Origin of the sequence: Paraburkholderia phenoliruptrix, assembly GCF_019511605.1 — a bacterium.
Lineage (GTDB): Bacteria > Pseudomonadota > Gammaproteobacteria > Burkholderiales > Burkholderiaceae > Paraburkholderia > Paraburkholderia phenoliruptrix_A.
Window position 1 is genome coordinate 120329 of sequence record NZ_JAEUAV010000004.1, and the last position, 18776, is coordinate 139104.

Here is an 18776-nt window from a genome sequence, read left to right on the forward strand (position 1 = left end):
GCGGGTCAATGCGGGTCAGTGCAATCAGAATGGGTCAGTGCCCGAGTTCTGGAACCTTGCGGTGCTCGCGTGGAGCTGCCGACCGGTCTTCTTCCGAAGCTTCCAGCAGCGTGTCGGGAAGAGGTTCGGCAGTAGCGATCTCAGCGATGGCAGCGCGCAATGTATCCAACCCTTGCCCCGTGCGCGCGCTCAAAAAGACGCGCGAAATATTACCATACTCGTCCCGCTCGACCGCTTCGCCACGGGCTGCCAACTCGGGCACCGCGTCGATCTTGTTGAAGACGAGCACCTGCCGGATCGTGTCTGCACCGATTGCGTGCAATACCTCGTTCACCTGATCGATCTGATCGAGCCGCACGGCGCTCGACGCGTCCACGACATGCAAGAGCAGATCGGCGTGAATGGTTTCCTCGAGCGTGGCGCGAAATGCCGCGACCAGTTGGTGAGGCAATTCGCGAATGAAGCCGACCGTGTCGGACACGACCACCTGCCCCGCTTCGTCGCCGAGATAAACGCGCCGCGAAGTGGTGTCCAGCGTGGCAAACAGCTGATTGGCCGCGTACGCCTGCGCTTTTGTCAGTGCATTGAAGAGCGTGGACTTGCCCGCGTTCGTATAGCCGACGAGCGACACCGACATGGTCTGATTGCGCGAGCGCTGGCGGCGCTGCGTGCCGTGCTGGCGGCGCAGCTTGTCGAGCCGCGACTTGAGCGCCTTGATTCGCTCGCCGATCAGCCGGCGGTCTGTTTCGAGCTGCGTTTCGCCCGGACCGCGCAAACCGATACCGCCCTTCTGACGCTCGAGGTGAGTCCATGCGCGGATTAGCCGCGTGGACAGATACTGCAGTTGCGCAAGTTCCACCTGCAGCTTGCCTTCGTGGCTGCGGGCACGTTGCGCGAAAATATCGAGAATGAGACTCGTGCGATCGACCACGCGCCGATTAAGCGCCTGCTCCAGATTGCGCTGCTGCGCAGGCGCAAGAGCATGGTTGAAAATGACGAGTTCGATGTCGTTCGCCTCACACGCAAGACGCAGTTCTTCGGCCTTGCCGCTGCCGACGAACATTTTCGCGTCGGGGCTCGACCGGCGCCCGGTGAGAGTGACTAGAGGATTCGCACCCGCGCTTTGCGCGAGCAGACTGAGTTCTTCGAGACTGGCTTCGAAATCGATCTTACCGAAGTCGATGCCGACAAGCGCTGCATTGATCAAATTGGAGGGTATCAAAATGAGGCGGCCGGAAAGATCGCCAACGGGCGACGCTGCGCCGGCCGCGGCGGGGTTAGGACTGTTCGGAATCCGGGTGGAAATTCACCGGACGGGCTGGCACGACAGTCGAGATTGCGTGCTTGTAGACCATCTGGGTGACTGTATTCCGGAGCAACACGACGTACTGGTCGAACGATTCGATGTTCCCTTGAAGCTTGATGCCGTTGACCAGGTAGATCGACACCGGCACATGCTCTTTACGCAGTGCGTTCAAAAACGGGTCTTGTAACAATTGCCCTTTGTTGCTCATAGCAAACTCCGTATTTTTTTGCAGGTTGACTGAATTGACGACAGAAGAAAAAGATATCCGCCGTCAACCGCTACACTATAGCCGATTTTCGTTTTCGCGCGGGGCCCCTGCCCAAGCGGCCAAACCCAACGCACACGCGGGTTTCAGCCGGGATTCAGCCTTTGTCCGCGTAAGGGTTCGTCGACGATCTGAACTCTATTCGCAATGGAGTCCCGGTCAGCTTGAAAGTTTCACGGAAGCGGTTTTCAAGGTAGCGTTTGTACGTTTCGGTGATCGCGTCGAGCGCGTTGCCGTGAATCACGATGATCGGCGGATTCTGGCCGCCCTGGTGTGCGTATCGCAACTTCGGCCGCACCGGACCGCGGCGGCGCGGCTGCTGGAACTCGACAGCCTCGATCAGCGCACGCGTGAGCTTCGGCGTGGGCAGCTTCGACATGGCCGCCGTGTACGCGTCGTCGACAGAACGCATCAGCGGGCCAATGCCAGTCTTTTCCGCAGCGGAAATGAAATGGAATTTGGCGAAGTCGAGGAATTTTAGTTTGCGTTCCAGATCCGCTTTCGTGCGCTCGCGCACATGCGAATCGAGCCCGTCCCACTTGTTCACGCCCACCACCAGCGCGCGGCCCTGCTCCACCACGAAGCCGGCGATATGCGCGTCCTGCTCCGAAATATCCTGGCGCGCGTCGAGCAGCAGAATCACGACATTGGCGTCCGAAATCGACTGCAGCGTTTTCACCACCGAGAACTTTTCGATCGCCTCGAACACCTTGCCGCGGCGGCGCAGGCCTGCCGTATCGATCAGCGTGTAAGGCTTGCCCTGGCGCTCGAAGTCGACGTAGATCGAATCGCGCGTAGTGCCCGGCATATCGAATGCGATTACGCGTTCTTCGCCGACGAGCGCGTTGATCAACGTCGACTTGCCGACGTTCGGGCGGCCGACGATGGCGATCTTCACGCCGCGCGCTTCCTTGTCGTCGTCGCTTTCTTCGGGCTGGCCCGCGTATGCGACGCCGAGCGCCTCGTTGATCATTTCGGTCACGCCGTCGCCGTGCGCCGCGGAAATGGCGCGCGGGTCGCCGAGACCAAGTTCGTAGAAATCGGCCGCGACCGCGCTGTACTTCATGCCCTCGGCCTTGTTGACGACGAGGAAGATCGGGCGGCCGGTCTTGCGCAGATAGTCGGCAATCGACTTGTCTTGCGGCGCGAGGCCATTGCGGCCGTCGACGATGAACACGACGATGTCCGACTCCTCCACCGCCTGACGCGTCTGGCGCGCCATTTCGTGCAGGATGCCGTCTTTCGCGACCGGCTCGAAACCGCCCGTGTCGACGACGAGATAGGGCCGCTCGCCGGTGCGCCCTTCGCCGTAATGGCGATCGCGGGTGAGACCGGGCAGGTCGGCAACGAGCGCGTCACGCGAACGCGTGAGACGGTTGAAGAGCGTGGATTTCCCCACATTGGGGCGCCCGACGAGGGCAATAACGGGTTTCATCAGATGTTGTTCACGGTGAAACGCGGATCGGAACCGACCGACCGCATGGCGACGCCATTGCGCCACTACACGGCAGCGTTTGACGAAAATTATCACGAATTCGGCCTGCCCCGGACGCGCTCTCCAGATGCGCGCCGAGGCGGACGGGGATTTGGCTGTATGCGCAGCACCGTCAGGCTGCCTGGCTTGCGTCCTGCTGCACGGCCGCTCGCGCGACGGTCATGCGGCGGCGTTGCGACGGCCATGCCGCGCGTCTCGCGGCGCAGTGCCATTCGACGTCCACGCCGCATCGACCGGGGCTGGCCGCATCGGCCGTTTTACTGAACACCTACGTGTGCCGCCTTGGCGCGTTGCGGGTGCCGCCGCTCGTGTCGATCCATGTCGTGGGCCGCTTTCAGTCGACTTCGCCGGACCAGCCAATCAGGCGAACTTCACTTTCCTGCTGCGCGGTGCTGTCTGCGGATATTGCATGCCGAACACTGCATGCGGGCATTACGGCCCGGCACTACATGTTCCGCGGCACGTGAAGGGACAGCAAAGCCTTTGCACGTACGCGCCGCGAAAAAACGCGCGGCCGGCAAAGCCGGCCTGCACGCTTGACCGCTACGACGCGTTTATCGCGGACGATAGCCGTACACGTCACCGTCGTGTGTTTGCACGACGAGTGTCTCGCCGGCCAGCACCGGTGCTGCGGTAATCGCACTGCCGTCAGTCTTCACGCGGGCGACCAGCGTGCCGTCGTCGCGCGACAGAAAGTGCACGTAGCCCTGATAGTCGCCCAGCACTGCTGCATGACCGAGGATAAACGGCACGCCCAGTTCGCGATTCTTGAGCTTGTCGTTTTTCCACAGCGGCGTGCCGTTATTCACGTCGAACGCGGACACGACCGACCAGTCGTCCGCCGCGACTACCGCGCGGTCGTCCTGGGCGAGACCGCTCGCGCTCGAAAACGCCTTTTCCCACAGCGCGCGGCCCGAGTTCGCATCGAAACAGCCAAGCTGGCCCTGGAAGGTCACGGCGCAGGTTTCCGAACCAACCAGTGTGGGCGGGCCGGTCACGTCGTTAATGCGCTCTACTTCCGTCACGCCCTTCGGGTAAGACACCGGCGTTTGCCAGTAGGCCTCGCCCGTTTGCAGATTGATCGCCGAGAACGCGCCGCCGGGGAAACCGGCCAGCACGGCGGCGTCGCCCGCGAACGTCATGCCCGACGACACACGCAGATTGAGCGGCACAGCGCGGTTGCGGTAGTTCCACTTCTGCTCGCCGGTTTGCGCGTTGAACGCAACGATCTGCCCGTCCACCGTCCGCACGACCACGAGACCATTGCCGACGAGCGGCGGCGAGATGATTTCGCCAGGCGCCTTCGCAGTCCACAGTTGCTTGCCGTCGGCACCGAGCACATAGACGTCGCCCTTGAGGCCGCCGACCGCCGTCAACGTGCCGTCGCTGCCTACACCCGCGGAAATGTCGTCGTGCAGCTTGACTCGCCAGATGTCCTTACCAGTTTGCGCGTCGATCTTCGCAACCGAGCCGTTGGCGCCAGCCGCATAAACCGCGTCGCCGACCGCGACCGGCGAGAACAGGTAGCGGCCTGCCTTGCCGACGCTCGTCTTCCACACTTGCTGCACGTCCAGCACGGGCTTGAACTCGGTGAGCGGCGTCGGCACGCGGCGCTCGTCTTTCGTGGATGAGCATGCCGCGAGAGCGAGGACGGTCATCGCACAGACAACGGGCACAGCGTATCGTTTCAGCAGATTCATCGGTGGACGAAGCATTCAGGAAAAGTTATAGAAAGGCCGCTTGGCCGTTGCATGCGGCGCTTAGCCGCCCAGCGCGTCCAGTTTGAACTGGATCAGCTGGCGCGTTGAGGTGTCGTTCTTCGGCAGCGCATCGAGCGCGAGCTTGTAGGCCGCGCGCGCGTCGTCACGCTTGCCTTGAGCGGCGAGCAGGTCGCCGCGGCCGTTTGCGACGATGCCCTTGAACGGCTCCGACTGCGGCTCTGCGAGCAGAGCGAGGCCCTGGTCGTAGGCCTTTTCGTCGAGCAGCAGCGAAGCGAGGCGCAGCTTGGCGACCTGCTTGAACTCGTCGTCCTTCGCGTGGTCGATGGTCCATTGCAACTGGGCTTTCGCACCGCCTTCGTCGCCGGCTGCGTAAAGTGCCTTCGCGGCGGCAAGCGCCGTCATTTGCGCGTAGGCGGTCCGGCTGAACTTGTCTTCCATGTCCGCGGCGACGCGCGCGATCTTCGCCTTGTCGCCCGATGCCACGGCCTGCTGCACCTGGTCGTACAGCACCGCCGCTTCCGCGGCCTGACGCCGCTGCCAAAAATTCCAGCCGTTCCAGCCGGCTGCGGCGACCAGCGCCACCAGCACGATCCACGTGGTTGCATTACCCCACTGCGTCCACCAAGCCTTCAGACTTTCAATCGATTCTTGTTCGTCGTGGTAACTCATTGCCCGGCGATTTCCTCTTTCTTGCTACGGGTGTGTGTCGAGCCTGATCGGGAAAGAACCGGCTCGAGGACATCGCGATCAGTCGTCGCCGTCTTCGGCGGTTGCAACCATCGCATTGATTAGAAATTCGGTCAAGTCTTCGGCGGGCACGTTGTGTTGCTCGTTTTTACCGCCGTTAGCATTGGTATCTCGCAGCGGTTTGACCCCGACGGTGCCGTTGGCGATCTCGTCTTCGCCGAGCACGACCGCGAATGCCGCGCCGCTCGCGTCGGCGCGCTTCATTTGCGATTTGAAACTGGCCGACTGTCCGTCCGCGCTGCAATGCAGGATCACGTCGAGGCCCGTGTCGCGCAGCCGCTCCGCAATGATGAAGGCCTGCTCGCGCGCCGCGTCGCCCTGGTGGACCACGTAGACGTCGCAACCCTCGTCTTCCGGCACGAGTTGCTCTTCCTTCAGCAGCTCGAGAATGCGCTCGATGCCCATCGCCCAGCCGCAGGCGGCCGTGGCTTTGCCGCCGAGCTGCTCGATCAGCGGATCGTAGCGGCCGCCCGCGGCCACGGTGCCCTGTGCGCCGAGTTTGTCCGTCACCCATTCGAACACGGTCAGATTGTAGTAATCGAGACCGCGAACCAGACGCGGATTGATCGTGAACGGAATGTTGTTGGCCTTCAGAATGCGCTGCAAACCTTCGAAGTGCGCGCGCGATTCCTCGCCGAGGAAATCGATCAGCTTCGGCGCGTTCTGCGCGACTTCCTGCAGCGCCGGATTCTTCGTGTCGAGCACGCGCAGCGGGTTCGTGTAGAGACGGCGCTTTGCGTCTTCGTCGAGCACGTCCATGTGCTTTTCGAGGTACGCGATCAGTTCGACGCGATGCGCCGCGCGCTCTTGCGCGAGACCCAGCGAATTGATTTCGAGCTTGATGCCCGTAAGCCCGAGGTCGTCCCACAGGCGCTGGCACATCATGATGATTTCTGCGTCCGCGTCAGGACCGGCGAAGCCGAGCGCTTCCACGCCGACCTGATGGAACTGGCGATAACGGCCGCGTTGCGGGCGCTCGTGGCGGAACATCGGGCCGATGTACCACAGGCGCTTCGGGCCGTCGTACAGCATGTTGTGCTCGATCGCCGCGCGCACCACCGCCGCCGTGTTTTCCGGGCGCAGGGTCAGATTTTCACCGTTCAGCGCGTCGGTAAAGCTGTACATCTCTTTCTCGACGATGTCGGTCACTTCGCCGATACCGCGCGTAAACAGCTGCGTATGCTCGACGATCGGCGTACGAATATTCTGGTATCCGTACGAACGCAGCATCGACTTGACGGTGGTCTCGAAAAAGTCCCACAGCCCGGCGTCCTGCGGAAGGATGTCGTTCATGCCCTTCACGCCGGACAGCTTGTCGAGCTTTTTCTTCTGTTCAGTCATCTCTTGAATAGCCGATGTTTAGTTGAGCGCCTCGGCGCGGCCGTAGCGGCGCTCGACGTAGTCACTCACGATTTGCTGGAATTCCTGCGCGATGTTCTCGCCGCGCAGCGTCTTCACCTTCTCGCCGTCGATAAACACCGGCGCGGCTGGATTCTCGCCGGAGCCCGGCAGGCTGATGCCGATGTTCGCCTGCTTCGACTCGCCCGGGCCGTTGACGATGCAACCCATCACCGCTACGTGCATTTTTTCGACGCCAGGATACTGATCACGCCACACAGGCATTTGCGTGCGCAAGTACGTCTGAATTTGCGACGCGAGTTCCTGGAACAACGTGCTCGTAGTACGGCCGCAACCAGGGCACGCAATCACCATTGGCGTGAACGAGCGCAGTCCCATGGTCTGCAGGATTTCCTGGCCGACGATGACTTCGCCGGTACGCGGCGCGCCCGGTTCCGGGGTCAGCGAGATGCGGATGGTGTCGCCGATGCCCTGCTGCAAGAGCACCGACAATGCAGCCGTGGACGCGACGATACCCTTCGAGCCCATGCCCGCTTCCGTCAAGCCCAGATGCAGCGCGAACTCGCAACGGCGCGCGAGTTCGCGGTACACGGCGATCAGGTCCTGCACGCCGCTCACCTTGCACGACAGGATGATCTTGTTGCGCGCAAGGCCAAGTTCGACCGCGCGCTCGGCCGAGCCGATCGCCGACTGGATCAGCGCTTCGTACATGACGCTTTGCGCTTCCCACGGCGTGGAGCGCGCCGCGTTTTCATCCATCATCTTCGCAAGCAGGTCCTGGTCGAGACTGCCCCAGTTCACGCCGATACGCACCGGCTTGTCGTACTTCACGGCGGCTTCGATCATCTGCGCGAACTGCGTATCGCGCTTCGCGCCGTGCCCGACGTTGCCGGGATTGATCCGGTACTTCGACAACGCCTCCGCGCAGGCCGGATAGTCGCGCAGCAGCACGTGGCCGTTGTAATGAAAGTCGCCGACGAGCGGTACCGACACGCCCATGCGGTCGAGCTGATCGCGCACTGCCGGCACGGCCGCGGCCGCCTCCGGCGTGTTCACCGTGATGCGCACCAGTTCCGAACCGGCCTGAGCCAGTTCCTTGATCTGGATGGCGGTGCCGATGGCGTCGGCAGTGTCCGTGTTCGTCATCGACTGCACGCGCACGGGCGCGTCGCCGCCGATGGTGACAAGCTGGCCGCCCCAACGGACGTCCACCGCATGCGACCTGCGCCGCGGTGCCGGGCCGCCGAACACCGGCTCGTTTGAGACGATCTTGCTACTGGATTGGGATTGAGCTTCGGATTGCATCGAAAAACCCATTTACGCCGCACGCGCCACACAAATGCAGCGCCTGAATTGAAAAAGCGCCGCGGTCCGGTTGGCCGCGGCGCACACCGTCTGTATCAAGGCAACGCAAAACGCGCCACGTTGCCTTTGGCCGCCGCATATTTCGACGGATCGACCGGGGCGCCGTCCAGCGTGATCGACTCCAGACCCGCCTTGTTGCCGACGGTCACCTTGAAAGGCGCCTCGCCCGTTACTTCTTTCGTATCGCCTGCACGCACGAGGCCGGAGAACACTTCCTTGCCGTCTTTGCCACGCACGCTGAACCAACTGTCCTGACTGACGCGCAACGCAATGGTTGCCGAACCGGCAACCGGCGCTGCCCCCGACACCGCCGGCGCACTCGCGGCCGCTGCGGCAGGTGCAGCAGGTGCCGCCGGCGTCGCCGTGACGGGAGGCGCCGAAGCCGGCGCCGTGCCCGCCGCGAGCGGTGCCGGCATGGGCGTGGCCGACGCCGCGCCCGGTGCCGCAGTTTGCGCCTCGGGCGCCGACGCCGCCTCCTGAGCGGCGGCGGCCTCCGATCCGGCTGCCGGACCCTGCCCGACCGCGCCGACGGCGCCCGATGCGCCACTGACGCCACCCGCGCCACCATTGGCGCTCGCCTTCAGACGCGCGAGCCACGCTGTGGAATCGCCGCCGTTGGTGTGCCACATGGCGAGCGCAATGACCGCGACGATCACCGCCGCGACACCCCACAACCACGAGCGGCTTTTTTGCGCGCCGCCGCCAAGCGACAGCGACACACGGCCGCGCGGCAAATCTCGACCCGACGAGGCCGGCATCGACAGATCCGGCGCGGGGACGCCCTTCTCGCGACGCAGAACCTGGGTGAACGGCGTGGGATCGGCGCCGAGCATCTTCGCGTAGCTGCGCACCACGCCGAGCGCGAACGTAGTGTCCGGCAGATGGCTGATGTCGCCCGCCTCCAGCGCGCGCAACTTGCCGGGAGCCACCTTGAGCCGCGCGGAGACGTCTTCGATCGACCAGCCCCTGGATTCGCGCAGTTGCGTCAAGCGCGCGCCCACCGCCGCCAAAGAGTCCAGGCCCGGCTGCCCCACAGGCTGCACCACCGCCCGCGCGACAGATGCCAAGCGGCCTTCGTTCGTGTCTGTGTCCTGCGGCTGCGGGTGCTGCGGCTCACTCATCCCAAATCCTTTCGCGTCGATTCTTTTTCACTTGTGCGACCGGACCGGTCCAAACTTCATGTCCGAATCGCAGACCGTTTATAACAAAATGCGCGGCCTCTTGTGCCGCTTCCGATCGATTCTGCAAACTTTCTTTTCAATTGCCGGGGCGTGAAGCGTCTTTCAGCATTTTCCGGTGCGCAGCACCGAATGCCCTGCAACCGCCGCCACTCCCCCGCTAAACCGCGCGAACCTCGATGACTTTTGCTGCCTTGCCGCTGCGCTCAGCGAGGCGCGTGCGGTCCTTCACCGCACCGGCCAATTGACCGCAGGCAGCGTCGATGTCGTCGCCGCGCGTCTTGCGCACTGTGGTGACGACGCCCGCGTCCACCAGCACCTGCGCGAACCGCTTGATCTGTTCCGGCCTGGAGCGCACGAGGCCCGACTCCGGGAACGGATTGAACGGAATCAGATTGAACTTGCACGGCACGTCGCGCGTCAGGGCGAGCAGCTCGCGCGCTTGCGCTTCGCTGTCGTTCACGCCGTCGAGCATGCAATATTCGAAGGTGATGAAATCGCGCGGCGCGACTTTCAGATAGCGCTGGCAAGCGGCCATCAATTCGCGCAGCGGATATTTTTTATTGAGCGGCACCAGCATGTCGCGCAGCGGATCGCTCGGCGCATGCAGCGACACTGCGAGCGCAACCGGCAGATCGGCGCCGAGCCGATCCATCATGGGAACGACGCCCGAAGTGGACAGCGTGACGCGCCGGCGCGACAGGCCGTAAGCGTTGTCGTCCAGCATGAGGCGCATGGCGGGCACGACCGCGTCGTAGTTCAGAAGCGGCTCGCCCATGCCCATCATCACGACATTCGTGACGACGCGCTCGCCCTTGCCTTCACCGCCCGTGGCACGGCCGCCGGCCGCCCCGAGCGACGCGCGCAGCGCAAATTCGGCCATGCGCAGCTGGCCGATGATCTCGCCGGTGGTGAGATTACGCGAGAACCCCTGCTTGCCGGTAGAGCAGAAGCGGCAGTTCACCGCGCAGCCCGCCTGCGAGGACACGCACAGCGTGCCGCGCGTTTCTTCCGGAATGAAGACGGTTTCGACTGCGTTGCTGTTGCCGACGTCGATCAGCCACTTGCGCGTGCCGTCGGCAGAAACATGGTCGCTAACGATGCCCGGCATGGAGATCGTGGCGCGCCCCTTGAGCTTTTCGCGCAAGGACTTCGCGAGATCGGTCATGCCGTCGAAGTCTGCAGCGTTGTACTGGTGGATCCAGCGCTGCAATTGCTTGGCGCGAAACGGCTTCTCGCCCAGGCTGTCGCAATAGGCGACGAGCCCTTGGGCGTCGAGGTCGAGAAGGTTGACGGTGGAACTGCTCGTCATATCGAATCCTGCCATTTCAGTGCGAGACCAGGTTCATGCAACAAGCTGCATGACCGCAAAACCGTTCGCGCCCATCCCTGCTGCTTTTACCTTACTACTTTGCCCGGCGGTTGGTGCGAATTGGTGTGAATAAAGCCGCCTTGCCGCACCCGCGGCCGGGTAACCAGCATTAGCGCGAATACACGTTCACTTGCGGGAAGAAGAACGCGATTTCAACCGCTGCCGTTTCGGCGGCGTCCGAACCGTGCACCGCGTTGGCGTCGATGCTGTCGGCGAAGTCGGCGCGAATCGTGCCCTTTTCAGCCTTCTTGGGGTCGGTTGCGCCCATCAGATCGCGGTGCTTCAGGATGGCGTTCTCGCCTTCCAGAACCTGCACGACCACCGGGCCGGAGATCATGAATTCGACCAGGTCCTTGAAGAACGGACGTGCAGCGTGCACGGCGTAGAACTTCTCAGCGTCGGCGCGCGAGAGGTGGACCATGCGCGAAGCCACGATCTTCAGGCCAGCGTTTTCGAAACGGCTGTAGATCTGGCCGATCACGTTCTTGGCCACTGCGTCCGGCTTGATAATGGACAGGGTGCGTTCGATCGCCATAAAAACTCCAAAAAATTAAGAGGTTACAGATTCAAATGAATCCGCAATTGTAGCATGTTCCCGTGTATGATTGCGATTGAACCCTTACAGCACTGAAAGACTCCAAGCAGGAGTTTCTGAATACTGGTAGCGTAGGCCGTGTGGGCGCTTCGACGCATTCTTCAATTCACTTTTGTCGCACCGGTGGCATTGAAACTCCCCGCGCTCGCGCTAATCTTAGGTACGGGTAGGCCGACGCGGGCGGCGAGAGCCTCCGGCGCGGCACACGGCAAAAGCGCCGGACAAACCGCTGACAACATCACGCAACACGCTTCTGACGTAAGGAGAGACCATGAACGATCATCCGTATAGCTTTGGCCGCACTGGCGCGGTCAGCACGGTCGAAACGCGTAACCGCGTGCTACGAAACACCTACTGGCTGCTGGCGCTGTCCATGATTCCGACAGTGCTGGGCGCGTGGGTGGGGCTCGCCACCGGGTTTTCGCTGTTCGCCGCCACCAGTCCCGCCATGAGCCTGCTGGCGTTCTTCGCGATCGCGTTCGGCTTCATGTTCGCAATCGAGAAAACCAAGAACAGCTCCGCCGGCGTGTTCGTGCTGCTGGGCTTCACGTTCTTCATGGGCCTGATGCTGTCGCGCATTCTGGGCTTCGTGCTGGGTTTCTCCAACGGCCCGTCGCTCATCATGCTCGCCTTTGGTGGCACCGGTGTGATCTTCGCTTCAATGGCGACCATTGCGACCGTCAGCAAGCGCGACTTCTCTGGTCTCGGCAAGTGGCTGTTCATGGGCGTGATCGTGCTGCTGCTCGCGTCCGTCGCGAACGTGTTCCTGCACCTGCCGGCGTTGATGCTCACGGTGTCCGTCATGGCCATCGTGATCTTCTCGGCCTATATGCTGTTCGACGTGCAGCGCGTCGTGAACGGCGGCGAGACGAACTACATCACCGCAGCACTGGCCATCTATCTGGACCTGTACAACGTGTTCGTGAACCTGCTGGCGCTGCTCGGCATCTTCGGCGGCAACCGGAACTAAGACCGTAACTAAGCCGCATGGTACGGAGTAAGGGCTCGGCGCTGAATGCGCCGGCCTTGTAGAAAAGCCCATAACGACTGCTCGTTATGGGCTTTTTGTTTCCACGCCGTCGCCGTTGCTGGCGACATAAAAGCGACCGGGCCAGCCCCTACAGGCTCAGCCACGCGAACCCTTCCGCCTGCGAGGCCACCACCACCTCGGTCGGCGCAGCGCCCAACACGCCGGCCATCGCGGCCTGGGCGAGTTCGGGCAGATTGTTCTGCTGGCTCAGGTGCGCCGCAACAACGTGGCGCAAGCGCGAACGATCGAGCGAGGCGAGAATTTCAGCCGCCGCGTCGTTATTCAAATGCCCATGATTGCCGCCGATGCGCGCCTTCAACGACTGCGGGTAGCGGCTGCCGGCCAGCATACCCACATCGTGATTGCATTCCAGCACCAGCGCGTCACAACCGCTCAATACGGCGCTGATATGCGGCGTGGACGTGCCCACGTCCGTCAGCACACCGAGCCGGCTCACGCCATTGGAGAACACATATTGCAACGGCTCGCGGGCGTCGTGCGGAACCGTGTAGGGAAGAACGCTGAGGTCGCCGATTGCCACCGCTTCGTCGCCCCATAGCACGTGCAGGTCGACGTCGGCTTCGTCCGCGCCCACCGCGCGCGCCGTGCCCCAGCTCATAAACAGCGGAATCGACCACTTGCGCGCCAAGGTCAGCGCGCTGCCAATGTGGTCGCTGTGTTCGTGCGTGATCAGAATGGCGTCGAGGGCTTCGGCACTCGAGCCGAGCCGGTTCAGGCGCCGCTCCACTTCCTTTGCAGAAAACCCGCAATCGAGCAGCACGCGCGTGGTGGTTGCGCCGCTTTGCGCTTCCACCAGCAACGCATTGCCTTCACTGCCGCTGCCAAGACTTGCGAACCGCACAGTCAGCTTAGTTCAGTTGCGCGTGCAGCAGCGTCACGATGCGCTGTGCGTCTGACGAATTGTCGATCTGGCCATTCGCGTCCAGCACCGCGACCTGCGTCAAGGTATCGCCCTTGGGACGCACGTTGACGAGGAACTCCTGACCCGGCTTTTTCGAGGAATTGCCGCTGTAGAACAGCTTGCCGAGCAAGCCTTCCTTCTTCAGTTCCTGCATCGAGTCCGCGTAGCGCACGTAGTAAATGCCCTTCTCGCGGTCGCGGTTGTCGACGGTGAAATTGGTGCGATCGAGCGCGAGGCCCACGCGCAGCCACGCGCGGTCGAACGACTCCTGTAGATCGAGCGTGGAGGCGCCCGCAGTCTTGTCGAGCGTGGCCGGCGCGGCGGCCGGACGTGCTTCCGTCAGCAACTGCTTGGATTGCGCTTCGGTCAGGCCGAATTTCTGCATCAGCTTGGTGAGGAACAGCGCTTCCAGTGCCGGGTCGCGCGGACGCTCTTCCCAACGCGACGACGTCTTGTCCTGCCCGGTCAGCACTTCTTCCATTGCGCTGTGCGTGACGGAAATATCCGTCGTGTCGGAAGGACCGCGCGACACCAGCGTGCGGAAACTGTCACGCGTTCCCGACGAATACGCAAAGTCGATCACTTTGCCCACTGTGCGGCGGAACCAGTCGTCCGGAATATTGGCGCGGTTCTCCGCCCAGTCAGTCACCATGATGCCGGTGGCCGGTGCGTCGGTTTTCAGCGCGAAGCCGTTTTCCTGCCAGAACTCCTGCAATTGCGGCCACAGCTGTTCGGGCGAGCGGCCGTCGACCACCAGCCAGCGGCGGTCGCCGTCACGCTCGATATGCATGCCGTACGGATCTTGCGCGGTCGGCTGGCCTTCGGTCGAATTGCCAGCCGCCGTGACCGCGCGCTTGGTCGCGCCGCCCAGCGCCAGATTGGCGGGCGGTGCGACGTAACGCTGATCGGTTGCGGTGGTGTTCAGGTCGCCGGGAATGGCGAGCGGCGGCGCGCTGCCCGCGGCTTTGTAATTCACGCGATCAGAAGCGAACCAGTCGTTCAAAGTGTCACAGCCGGCGAGCGTCACCAGGGCAAGCGTCAGCGCCGCCATGCGGGTTGCGTGGAGGGAAAGTGCGGAACGTTTCATGAGGTCCTTCGTGATGCTGGAACGCGGTGCCTGGTTCTGTGTGCCGGGAACGTGGGCTGGATCGACGTCGGTTAAGGGAATGCCATTGGCGGGTGAGCGCTGACGGGTCCGGCGGTTGCCCGCCTAGCCGAGCAGGCCCGCTTCGCGCAGCGCGCCGCGCACCACTTCGTGGTATTGCGCGTCGAGCGGCGTGAGCGGCAGGCGGATGCCGCCCTGCACACGACCCAACTGCTGCAGCGCCCACTTCGCCGGAATCGGATTCGATTCGATGAACAGGTTCTTGTGCAGCGACAGGAGCTTCAGATGAATCTCGCGCGCGGTCTTCGCGTCCGCCGCCAGCGCGGCCTTGCACAGCTCGCTCATGAGACGCGGCGCGACGTTCGCGGTGACCGAGATATTGCCGTGGCCGCCCAGCAGCATCAGCGCGATCGCGGTGGGATCGTCGCCGCTGTAAATGCCGAAGTGCGCCGGCGCCGACTTGATCAGATGCGCCGCGCGGTCGATGTTGCCGGTCGCTTCCTTCACGCCGATGATGCCCGGCACCTGTGCGCAACGCAAAATGGTCTCGTTGCTCATGTCCGCGACCGTGCGGCCTGGCACGTTGTACAGGATTACCGGCAGATCGACCGTTTCGGCGATCTTCACGAAATGGCGATAGATGCCTTCCTGCGTCGGCTTGTTGTAGTACGGCACGACCTGCAATGTGGCGTCGGCGCCCACTTCTTTCGCCTGACGCGTGAGTTCGATAGCTTCGGTCGTGGAGTTGCCGCCCGAGCCCGCGATCACGGGAATCCGGCCCGCCGTGTGCTCCACCGCGGTCTTGACCATCAGCACGTGCTCTTCGACGGACAGCGTGGCCGATTCGCCGCTCGTGCCGACCACCACGAGCGCATTCGTGCCCTCGGCGATATGCCAGTCGATCAGTTTGCGAAACGCCGGCAAATCAAGACTGCCGTCTTCAAGCATCGGGGTGATGATGGCGGGAATGCTGCCGCGAATATTGACGCTGCCGCTCTTGCTCTGAGTGCCTGCGAGGGTGCCTGCTTGAGTGCCTGCTTGAGTGCCGTTAGTCATGAAAAGCCATGAATTTGATCAGGTAAACCGCGATTGTAGCGGATTAGCCAGCCAACTCGTAACAAGGCGGGGGCGCCGCCTGCGCGGGGTTGCCTGAGCGGTCCGCCTCCAGAATGGCGCAGATGCGCTGGACGTAAGCCGGGCGTGGCTGCGCGAGAAAACCGTCCTGAAACGCGACCACCCGCAAGCGGCCGCGCACGAGCTCCAGCAGTTCGCCGGGCGTGAGCAGGAACGCGGGATTAGAGGGCTTGCCCACCCTTTCGTTTCCTTGCGCAAAGGTCTCGTAAACCAGTACGCCGCCGGGTGCAAGCGATTCGATGAGGCGCGCAAAAAGCGGCCGGTGCAGATAATTGGTGACAACCACCGCGGCGAATTTCGCCTCTGCGCGCAGCGGCCACGGAGCGTTCTCCAGGTCGGCCACGACCGGCGTGACGAGCGGTTCGTCTGCCAGTGTATTGAGTGCGGCGGCGTCGCGGTCGATGGCCGTGACCGGGTGGCCCAGCGACGCAAAAAAGCGCGCATGCCGCCCCGCCCCGGACGCGACGTCGAGCACCGCGCCGCCCGCCGCGACCAGATGCGCCCAATGGCGCACCCAAGGCGACGGTTCGCCCAATCCGTGCATGGACGCCGCGGAAATGCTCATGACGTCGACGCGACCCTCAGTTATACGACAGACCCATCGCCTCGCGCACGTCACGCATCGTTTCCGTGGCGAAGCGGCGCGCCTTGTCGCAGCCGTCGGCGACGATCGCGCGCAGCAGCGACGGATCGTCCATGTACTTCTGCGCGCGCTCCAGCATCGGCTGCTGCTCGCGCAAAATGCCTTCGATCACCGGCTGCTTGCATTCGAGGCAGCCAATGCCGGCCGAGCGGCAACCCTTCTGAACCCACTCGTGCGTGGTTTCGTCTGTGTAAACCTGGTGCAGTTGCCATACCGGGCACTTGTCCGGATCGCCCGGGTCCGTGCGGCGCACGCGTGCCGGGTCGGTCGGCATGGTACGCACCTTCTTCGTGATCGTTTCGGCGTCTTCGCGCAGGCCAATGGTGTTGCCGTACGACTTCGACATCTTCTGGCCGTCCAGGCCCGGCATGCGCGAAGCTTCCGTCAGCATGACCTGCGGCTCGACCAGGATGATCTTGCGCGAGCCTTCGAGGTAGCCGAACAGGCGCTCGCGGTCGCTCATCGACAGGCTTTGCGACTCCTGCAACATCGCGCGCGCCTGCTCGAGCGCTTCGTCGTCGCCTTCCTGCTGGTAGGCGTTGCGCAGCTCGTGATACAGCTTCGCGCGCTTGCCACCGAGCTTTTTCGCGGCTTCGTTCGCCTTTTCCTCGAAGCCCGGCTCGCGGCCATACAGGTAGTTGAAACGGCGCGCGATTTCCCGCGTCATTTCGACGTGCGGCACCTGATCTTCGCCGACCGGCACGAGCGACGCGCGGTACAGCAGAATGTCCGCCGCCATCAGCACCGGATAGCCGAGGAAGCCGTAAGTGGACAGATCTTTCTCCTTCAGCTTCTCGATCTGCTCCTTGTAAGTCGGCACGCGTTCGAGCCAGCCAAGCGGCGTGCTCATGCCGAGCAGCAGCGACAGCTCCGCGTGCTCGGGCACGCGGCTCTGAATGAAGAGCGTGGCCTGGGCCGGATCGATGCCCGAGGCGAGCCAGTCGATCAGCACCTCCCAGACGTTTTTCTCGATAACCTCAGGCGTTTCGTAGTGCGTGGTGAGCGCGTGCCAGTCGACGACAGCGAAGAAGCACGGGTATTCGGACTGCAGCCGCACCCAGTTTTTCAGCACGCCGTGATAGTGGCCGAGGTGCAGCGACCCGGTGGGCCGCATGCCGGAGAAGATACGGTCTGGGAACATGGTTATTTAGAAAAGCGAAACAAGTGGAGTCAGAACTGCAGTGATTGCGCTGTAACCCACGGTGACGAGCGGGCTCAGCCAATAGCGCGTCAGCGTGCCCGTCATGACCAGCGCCATGACGATGAAAAAGCCATACGGTTCGAGACGCGACAGTGCGATGGCCTGGCGCGGCGGCAGCAGCGCCATCAGCACGCGGCCGCCGTCGAGGGGCGGCAACGGAAACAGATTGAGCACGCCAAGCACCAGATTGACGCCGACGCCCGCGCCCGCCATGCGTGTGAAAAACGGTTCGTCGACGGCCATGACAGCCAGCGCCACGCCGAACAGGCCCCAGATGAGCGCCTGCGCGAAGTTGCAGGCCGGCCCCGCCGCCGCAACCCACAGGCTGCCCCAGCGAGGATTACGCAGATTGCCGAAAGCGACCGGAACCGGTTTCGCATAGCCGAACATGAAGGCGCCGCTCGTGGCGAAGTACAGCAGCAACGGAATGGCGATGGTGCCGAGCGGGTCGATGTGCCGCATGGGGTTTAGGGACACGCGGCCGAGCACGTAAGCGGTGTTGTCGCCGAGCCAGCGCGCGACGTAACCATGCGCGGCTTCGTGCAGCGTGATGGCGAAGATCACCGGCAATGCGTAGACCGCAATGGTTTGTATCAGGGAAGAATCCATAGCTCGCTATTGTAACAATGCGTTTGCGTGCGTCTGCCCGCTTTCGCTCATGCCGTCTCTTCGAGACCGAATGGCGCGAGAGAACCGCGCCCTGCCCGTACCAGCACCGGCTCGTCGCCGGTCAGGTCGATCACCGTGGACGGCTCGCACACGCAGGCGCCGCCGTCGATGACGAGATCGAGTTGTTTTTCGAGCCGCGCGCGGATTTCCTCGGGATCGTTCAGCGGTGCGGTTTCGCCCGGCAGAATCAGCGTCGAGCCGAGAAGCGGCTGGCCGAGTTCGCCGAGGATCGCGAGCGTAATTGCGTGATCCGGCACACGCAGGCCAATGGTCTTGCGCGACGGATGCGACAGGCGCCGCGGCACTTCCTTGGTCGCCTGCAACACGAACACGTAAGGCCCTGGCGTCACGGACTTGATGAGCCGGTACTGGCGGTTGTCCACCATCGCGAAATTCGCGAGTTCCGACAGATCGCGCACGAGCAGCGACAGTAGCTGCTTTTCGTCGAGCCCGCGGATGCGGCGCAGGCGCTCCACCGCGTTCTTGTCGTCGAGATGGCAGGCGAGTGCGTAGCTCGAGTCCGTCGGCAGCGCGACCACGCCGCCGTCGTTGATGATCTGCACGGCCTGTTTGACGAGGCGCGGCTGCGGGTTATCTGGATGAAGCCGGAAGTATTGGGACATGGCGGCTAACGGTGACTACGGAGAAACAACGTTTGATGGCGCGGTC

Annotated in this window: 18 protein-coding genes; 1 reads left to right on the plus strand and 17 read right to left on the minus strand. The window is 63.1% G+C overall.

All coding sequences use genetic code 11. The features are described 5' to 3' along the window. Nucleotides 1–34: 34 nt before the first annotated feature. The 10 genes from hflX to ndk all read right to left on the minus strand — a co-directional run bounded on the left by hflX (nt 35) and on the right by ndk (nt 11343). Nucleotides 35–1207 (minus strand): GTPase HflX, encoded by a 1173-nt coding sequence (hflX, locus tag JNB89_RS08345; RefSeq protein WP_013338805.1) that lies wholly within the window; start codon nt 1205–1207, stop codon nt 35–37. Nucleotides 1208–1277: 70 nt separating this feature from the next. Beyond that, a complete protein-coding gene (hfq, locus tag JNB89_RS08350; protein ID WP_006051315.1) occupies nt 1278–1514 on the minus strand; it encodes an RNA chaperone Hfq in 237 nt (78 codons plus the stop codon). Nucleotides 1515–1668: 154 nt separating this feature from the next. Continuing rightward, complete coding sequence (gene der, locus JNB89_RS08355) at nt 1669–3006, minus strand: ribosome biogenesis GTPase Der (protein ID WP_013338804.1); 1338 nt, start codon at nt 3004–3006, stop codon at nt 1669–1671. 614 nt (nt 3007–3620) lie between these two features. Continuing rightward, on the minus strand, nt 3621–4766 hold the full coding sequence (bamB, locus tag JNB89_RS08360) for an outer membrane protein assembly factor BamB (RefSeq protein WP_013338803.1): 1146 nt from the start codon (nt 4764–4766) through the stop codon (nt 3621–3623). Nucleotides 4767–4826: 60 nt separating this feature from the next. Further along, entirely contained in the window at nt 4827–5456 is a 630-nt protein-coding gene (locus JNB89_RS08365; RefSeq protein WP_013338802.1) for a tetratricopeptide repeat protein, read from the minus strand. Between the two features lie 78 nt (nt 5457–5534). Then, nucleotides 5535–6875, minus strand: a complete 1341-nt coding sequence (gene hisS / locus JNB89_RS08370; protein WP_013338801.1) for a histidine--tRNA ligase — start codon at nt 6873–6875, stop codon at nt 5535–5537. 18 nt (nt 6876–6893) lie between these two features. Beyond that, a complete protein-coding gene (ispG, locus tag JNB89_RS08375) occupies nt 6894–8210 on the minus strand; it encodes a flavodoxin-dependent (E)-4-hydroxy-3-methylbut-2-enyl-diphosphate synthase (protein WP_220361888.1) in 1317 nt (438 codons plus the stop codon). A gap of 83 nt (nt 8211–8293) precedes the next feature. Continuing rightward, nucleotides 8294–9379 (minus strand): helix-turn-helix domain-containing protein, encoded by a 1086-nt coding sequence (locus JNB89_RS08380; protein ID WP_220361889.1) that lies wholly within the window; start codon nt 9377–9379, stop codon nt 8294–8296. A 217-nt stretch (nt 9380–9596) separates the two neighbouring features. Then, a complete protein-coding gene (gene rlmN / locus JNB89_RS08385) occupies nt 9597–10748 on the minus strand; it encodes a 23S rRNA (adenine(2503)-C(2))-methyltransferase RlmN (RefSeq protein WP_220361890.1) in 1152 nt (383 codons plus the stop codon). A gap of 169 nt (nt 10749–10917) precedes the next feature. Then, on the minus strand, nt 10918–11343 hold the full coding sequence (gene ndk / locus JNB89_RS08390) for a nucleoside-diphosphate kinase (protein WP_013338797.1): 426 nt from the start codon (nt 11341–11343) through the stop codon (nt 10918–10920). Between the two features lie 331 nt (nt 11344–11674). On the opposite strand from ndk, the gene JNB89_RS08395 reads away from it, so the two are divergent. Beyond that, nucleotides 11675–12373: a Bax inhibitor-1/YccA family protein gene (locus JNB89_RS08395; protein ID WP_006051305.1), complete on the plus strand. Its 699-nt coding sequence runs from the start codon at nt 11675–11677 to the stop codon at nt 12371–12373. Between the two features lie 148 nt (nt 12374–12521). On the opposite strand, the gene JNB89_RS08400 is transcribed toward JNB89_RS08395, so the two are convergent. The 7 genes from JNB89_RS08400 to JNB89_RS08430 all read right to left on the minus strand — a co-directional run bounded on the left by JNB89_RS08400 (nt 12522) and on the right by JNB89_RS08430 (nt 18730). Beyond that, nucleotides 12522–13295, minus strand: coding sequence for an MBL fold metallo-hydrolase (locus JNB89_RS08400; protein ID WP_220361891.1), 774 nt, complete (start codon nt 13293–13295; stop codon nt 12522–12524). A 7-nt stretch (nt 13296–13302) separates the two neighbouring features. After that, the gene (gene bamC, locus JNB89_RS08405) at nt 13303–14442 is read right to left on the minus strand and encodes an outer membrane protein assembly factor BamC (protein WP_013338795.1); all 1140 of its coding nucleotides are present in this window, start codon (nt 14440–14442) and stop codon (nt 13303–13305) included. 123 nt (nt 14443–14565) lie between these two features. Further along, on the minus strand, nt 14566–15516 hold the full coding sequence (dapA, locus tag JNB89_RS08410; RefSeq protein ID WP_220361892.1) for a 4-hydroxy-tetrahydrodipicolinate synthase: 951 nt from the start codon (nt 15514–15516) through the stop codon (nt 14566–14568). Nucleotides 15517–15559: 43 nt separating this feature from the next. Further along, entirely contained in the window at nt 15560–16159 is a 600-nt protein-coding gene (locus tag JNB89_RS08415; RefSeq protein ID WP_220361893.1) for a class I SAM-dependent methyltransferase, read from the minus strand. 16 nt (nt 16160–16175) lie between these two features. After that, entirely contained in the window at nt 16176–17378 is a 1203-nt protein-coding gene (locus JNB89_RS08420; protein WP_013338792.1) for a tryptophan--tRNA ligase, read from the minus strand. Nucleotides 17379–17384: 6 nt separating this feature from the next. Continuing rightward, entirely contained in the window at nt 17385–18047 is a 663-nt protein-coding gene (locus JNB89_RS08425; RefSeq protein ID WP_013338791.1) for a site-2 protease family protein, read from the minus strand. Between the two features lie 47 nt (nt 18048–18094). Next, nucleotides 18095–18730 (minus strand): L-threonylcarbamoyladenylate synthase, encoded by a 636-nt coding sequence (locus JNB89_RS08430; RefSeq protein WP_013338790.1) that lies wholly within the window; start codon nt 18728–18730, stop codon nt 18095–18097. Nucleotides 18731–18776: the final 46 nt, after the last annotated feature.

Bases quoted from the DNA above. Each gene is read 5' to 3' on its own strand.
- hfq (WP_006051315.1), bottom strand. From the start codon at position 1,514: ATGAGCAACAAAGGGCAATTGTTACAAGACCCGTTTTTGAACGCACTG.
- der (WP_013338804.1), bottom strand. From the start codon at position 3,006: ATGAAACCCGTTATTGCCCTCGTCGGGCGCCCCAATGTGGGGAAATCC.
- bamB (WP_013338803.1), bottom strand. From the start codon at position 4,766: ATGAATCTGCTGAAACGATACGCTGTGCCCGTTGTCTGTGCGATGACC.
- JNB89_RS08365 (WP_013338802.1), bottom strand. From the start codon at position 5,456: ATGAGTTACCACGACGAACAAGAATCGATTGAAAGTCTGAAGGCTTGG.
- hisS (WP_013338801.1), bottom strand. From the start codon at position 6,875: ATGACTGAACAGAAGAAAAAGCTCGACAAGCTGTCCGGCGTGAAGGGC.
- ispG (WP_220361888.1), bottom strand. From the start codon at position 8,210: ATGGGTTTTTCGATGCAATCCGAAGCTCAATCCCAATCCAGTAGCAAG.
- JNB89_RS08380 (WP_220361889.1), bottom strand. From the start codon at position 9,379: ATGAGTGAGCCGCAGCACCCGCAGCCGCAGGACACAGACACGAACGAA.
- rlmN (WP_220361890.1), bottom strand. From the start codon at position 10,748: ATGACGAGCAGTTCCACCGTCAACCTTCTCGACCTCGACGCCCAAGGG.
- ndk (WP_013338797.1), bottom strand. From the start codon at position 11,343: ATGGCGATCGAACGCACCCTGTCCATTATCAAGCCGGACGCAGTGGCC.
- JNB89_RS08395 (WP_006051305.1), top strand. From the start codon at position 11,675: ATGAACGATCATCCGTATAGCTTTGGCCGCACTGGCGCGGTCAGCACG.
- bamC (WP_013338795.1), bottom strand. From the start codon at position 14,442: ATGAAACGTTCCGCACTTTCCCTCCACGCAACCCGCATGGCGGCGCTG.
- dapA (WP_220361892.1), bottom strand. From the start codon at position 15,516: ATGACTAACGGCACTCAAGCAGGCACTCAAGCAGGCACCCTCGCAGGC.
- JNB89_RS08415 (WP_220361893.1), bottom strand. From the start codon at position 16,159: ATGAGCATTTCCGCGGCGTCCATGCACGGATTGGGCGAACCGTCGCCT.
- JNB89_RS08420 (WP_013338792.1), bottom strand. From the start codon at position 17,378: ATGTTCCCAGACCGTATCTTCTCCGGCATGCGGCCCACCGGGTCGCTG.
- JNB89_RS08425 (WP_013338791.1), bottom strand. From the start codon at position 18,047: ATGGATTCTTCCCTGATACAAACCATTGCGGTCTACGCATTGCCGGTG.
- JNB89_RS08430 (WP_013338790.1), bottom strand. From the start codon at position 18,730: ATGTCCCAATACTTCCGGCTTCATCCAGATAACCCGCAGCCGCGCCTC.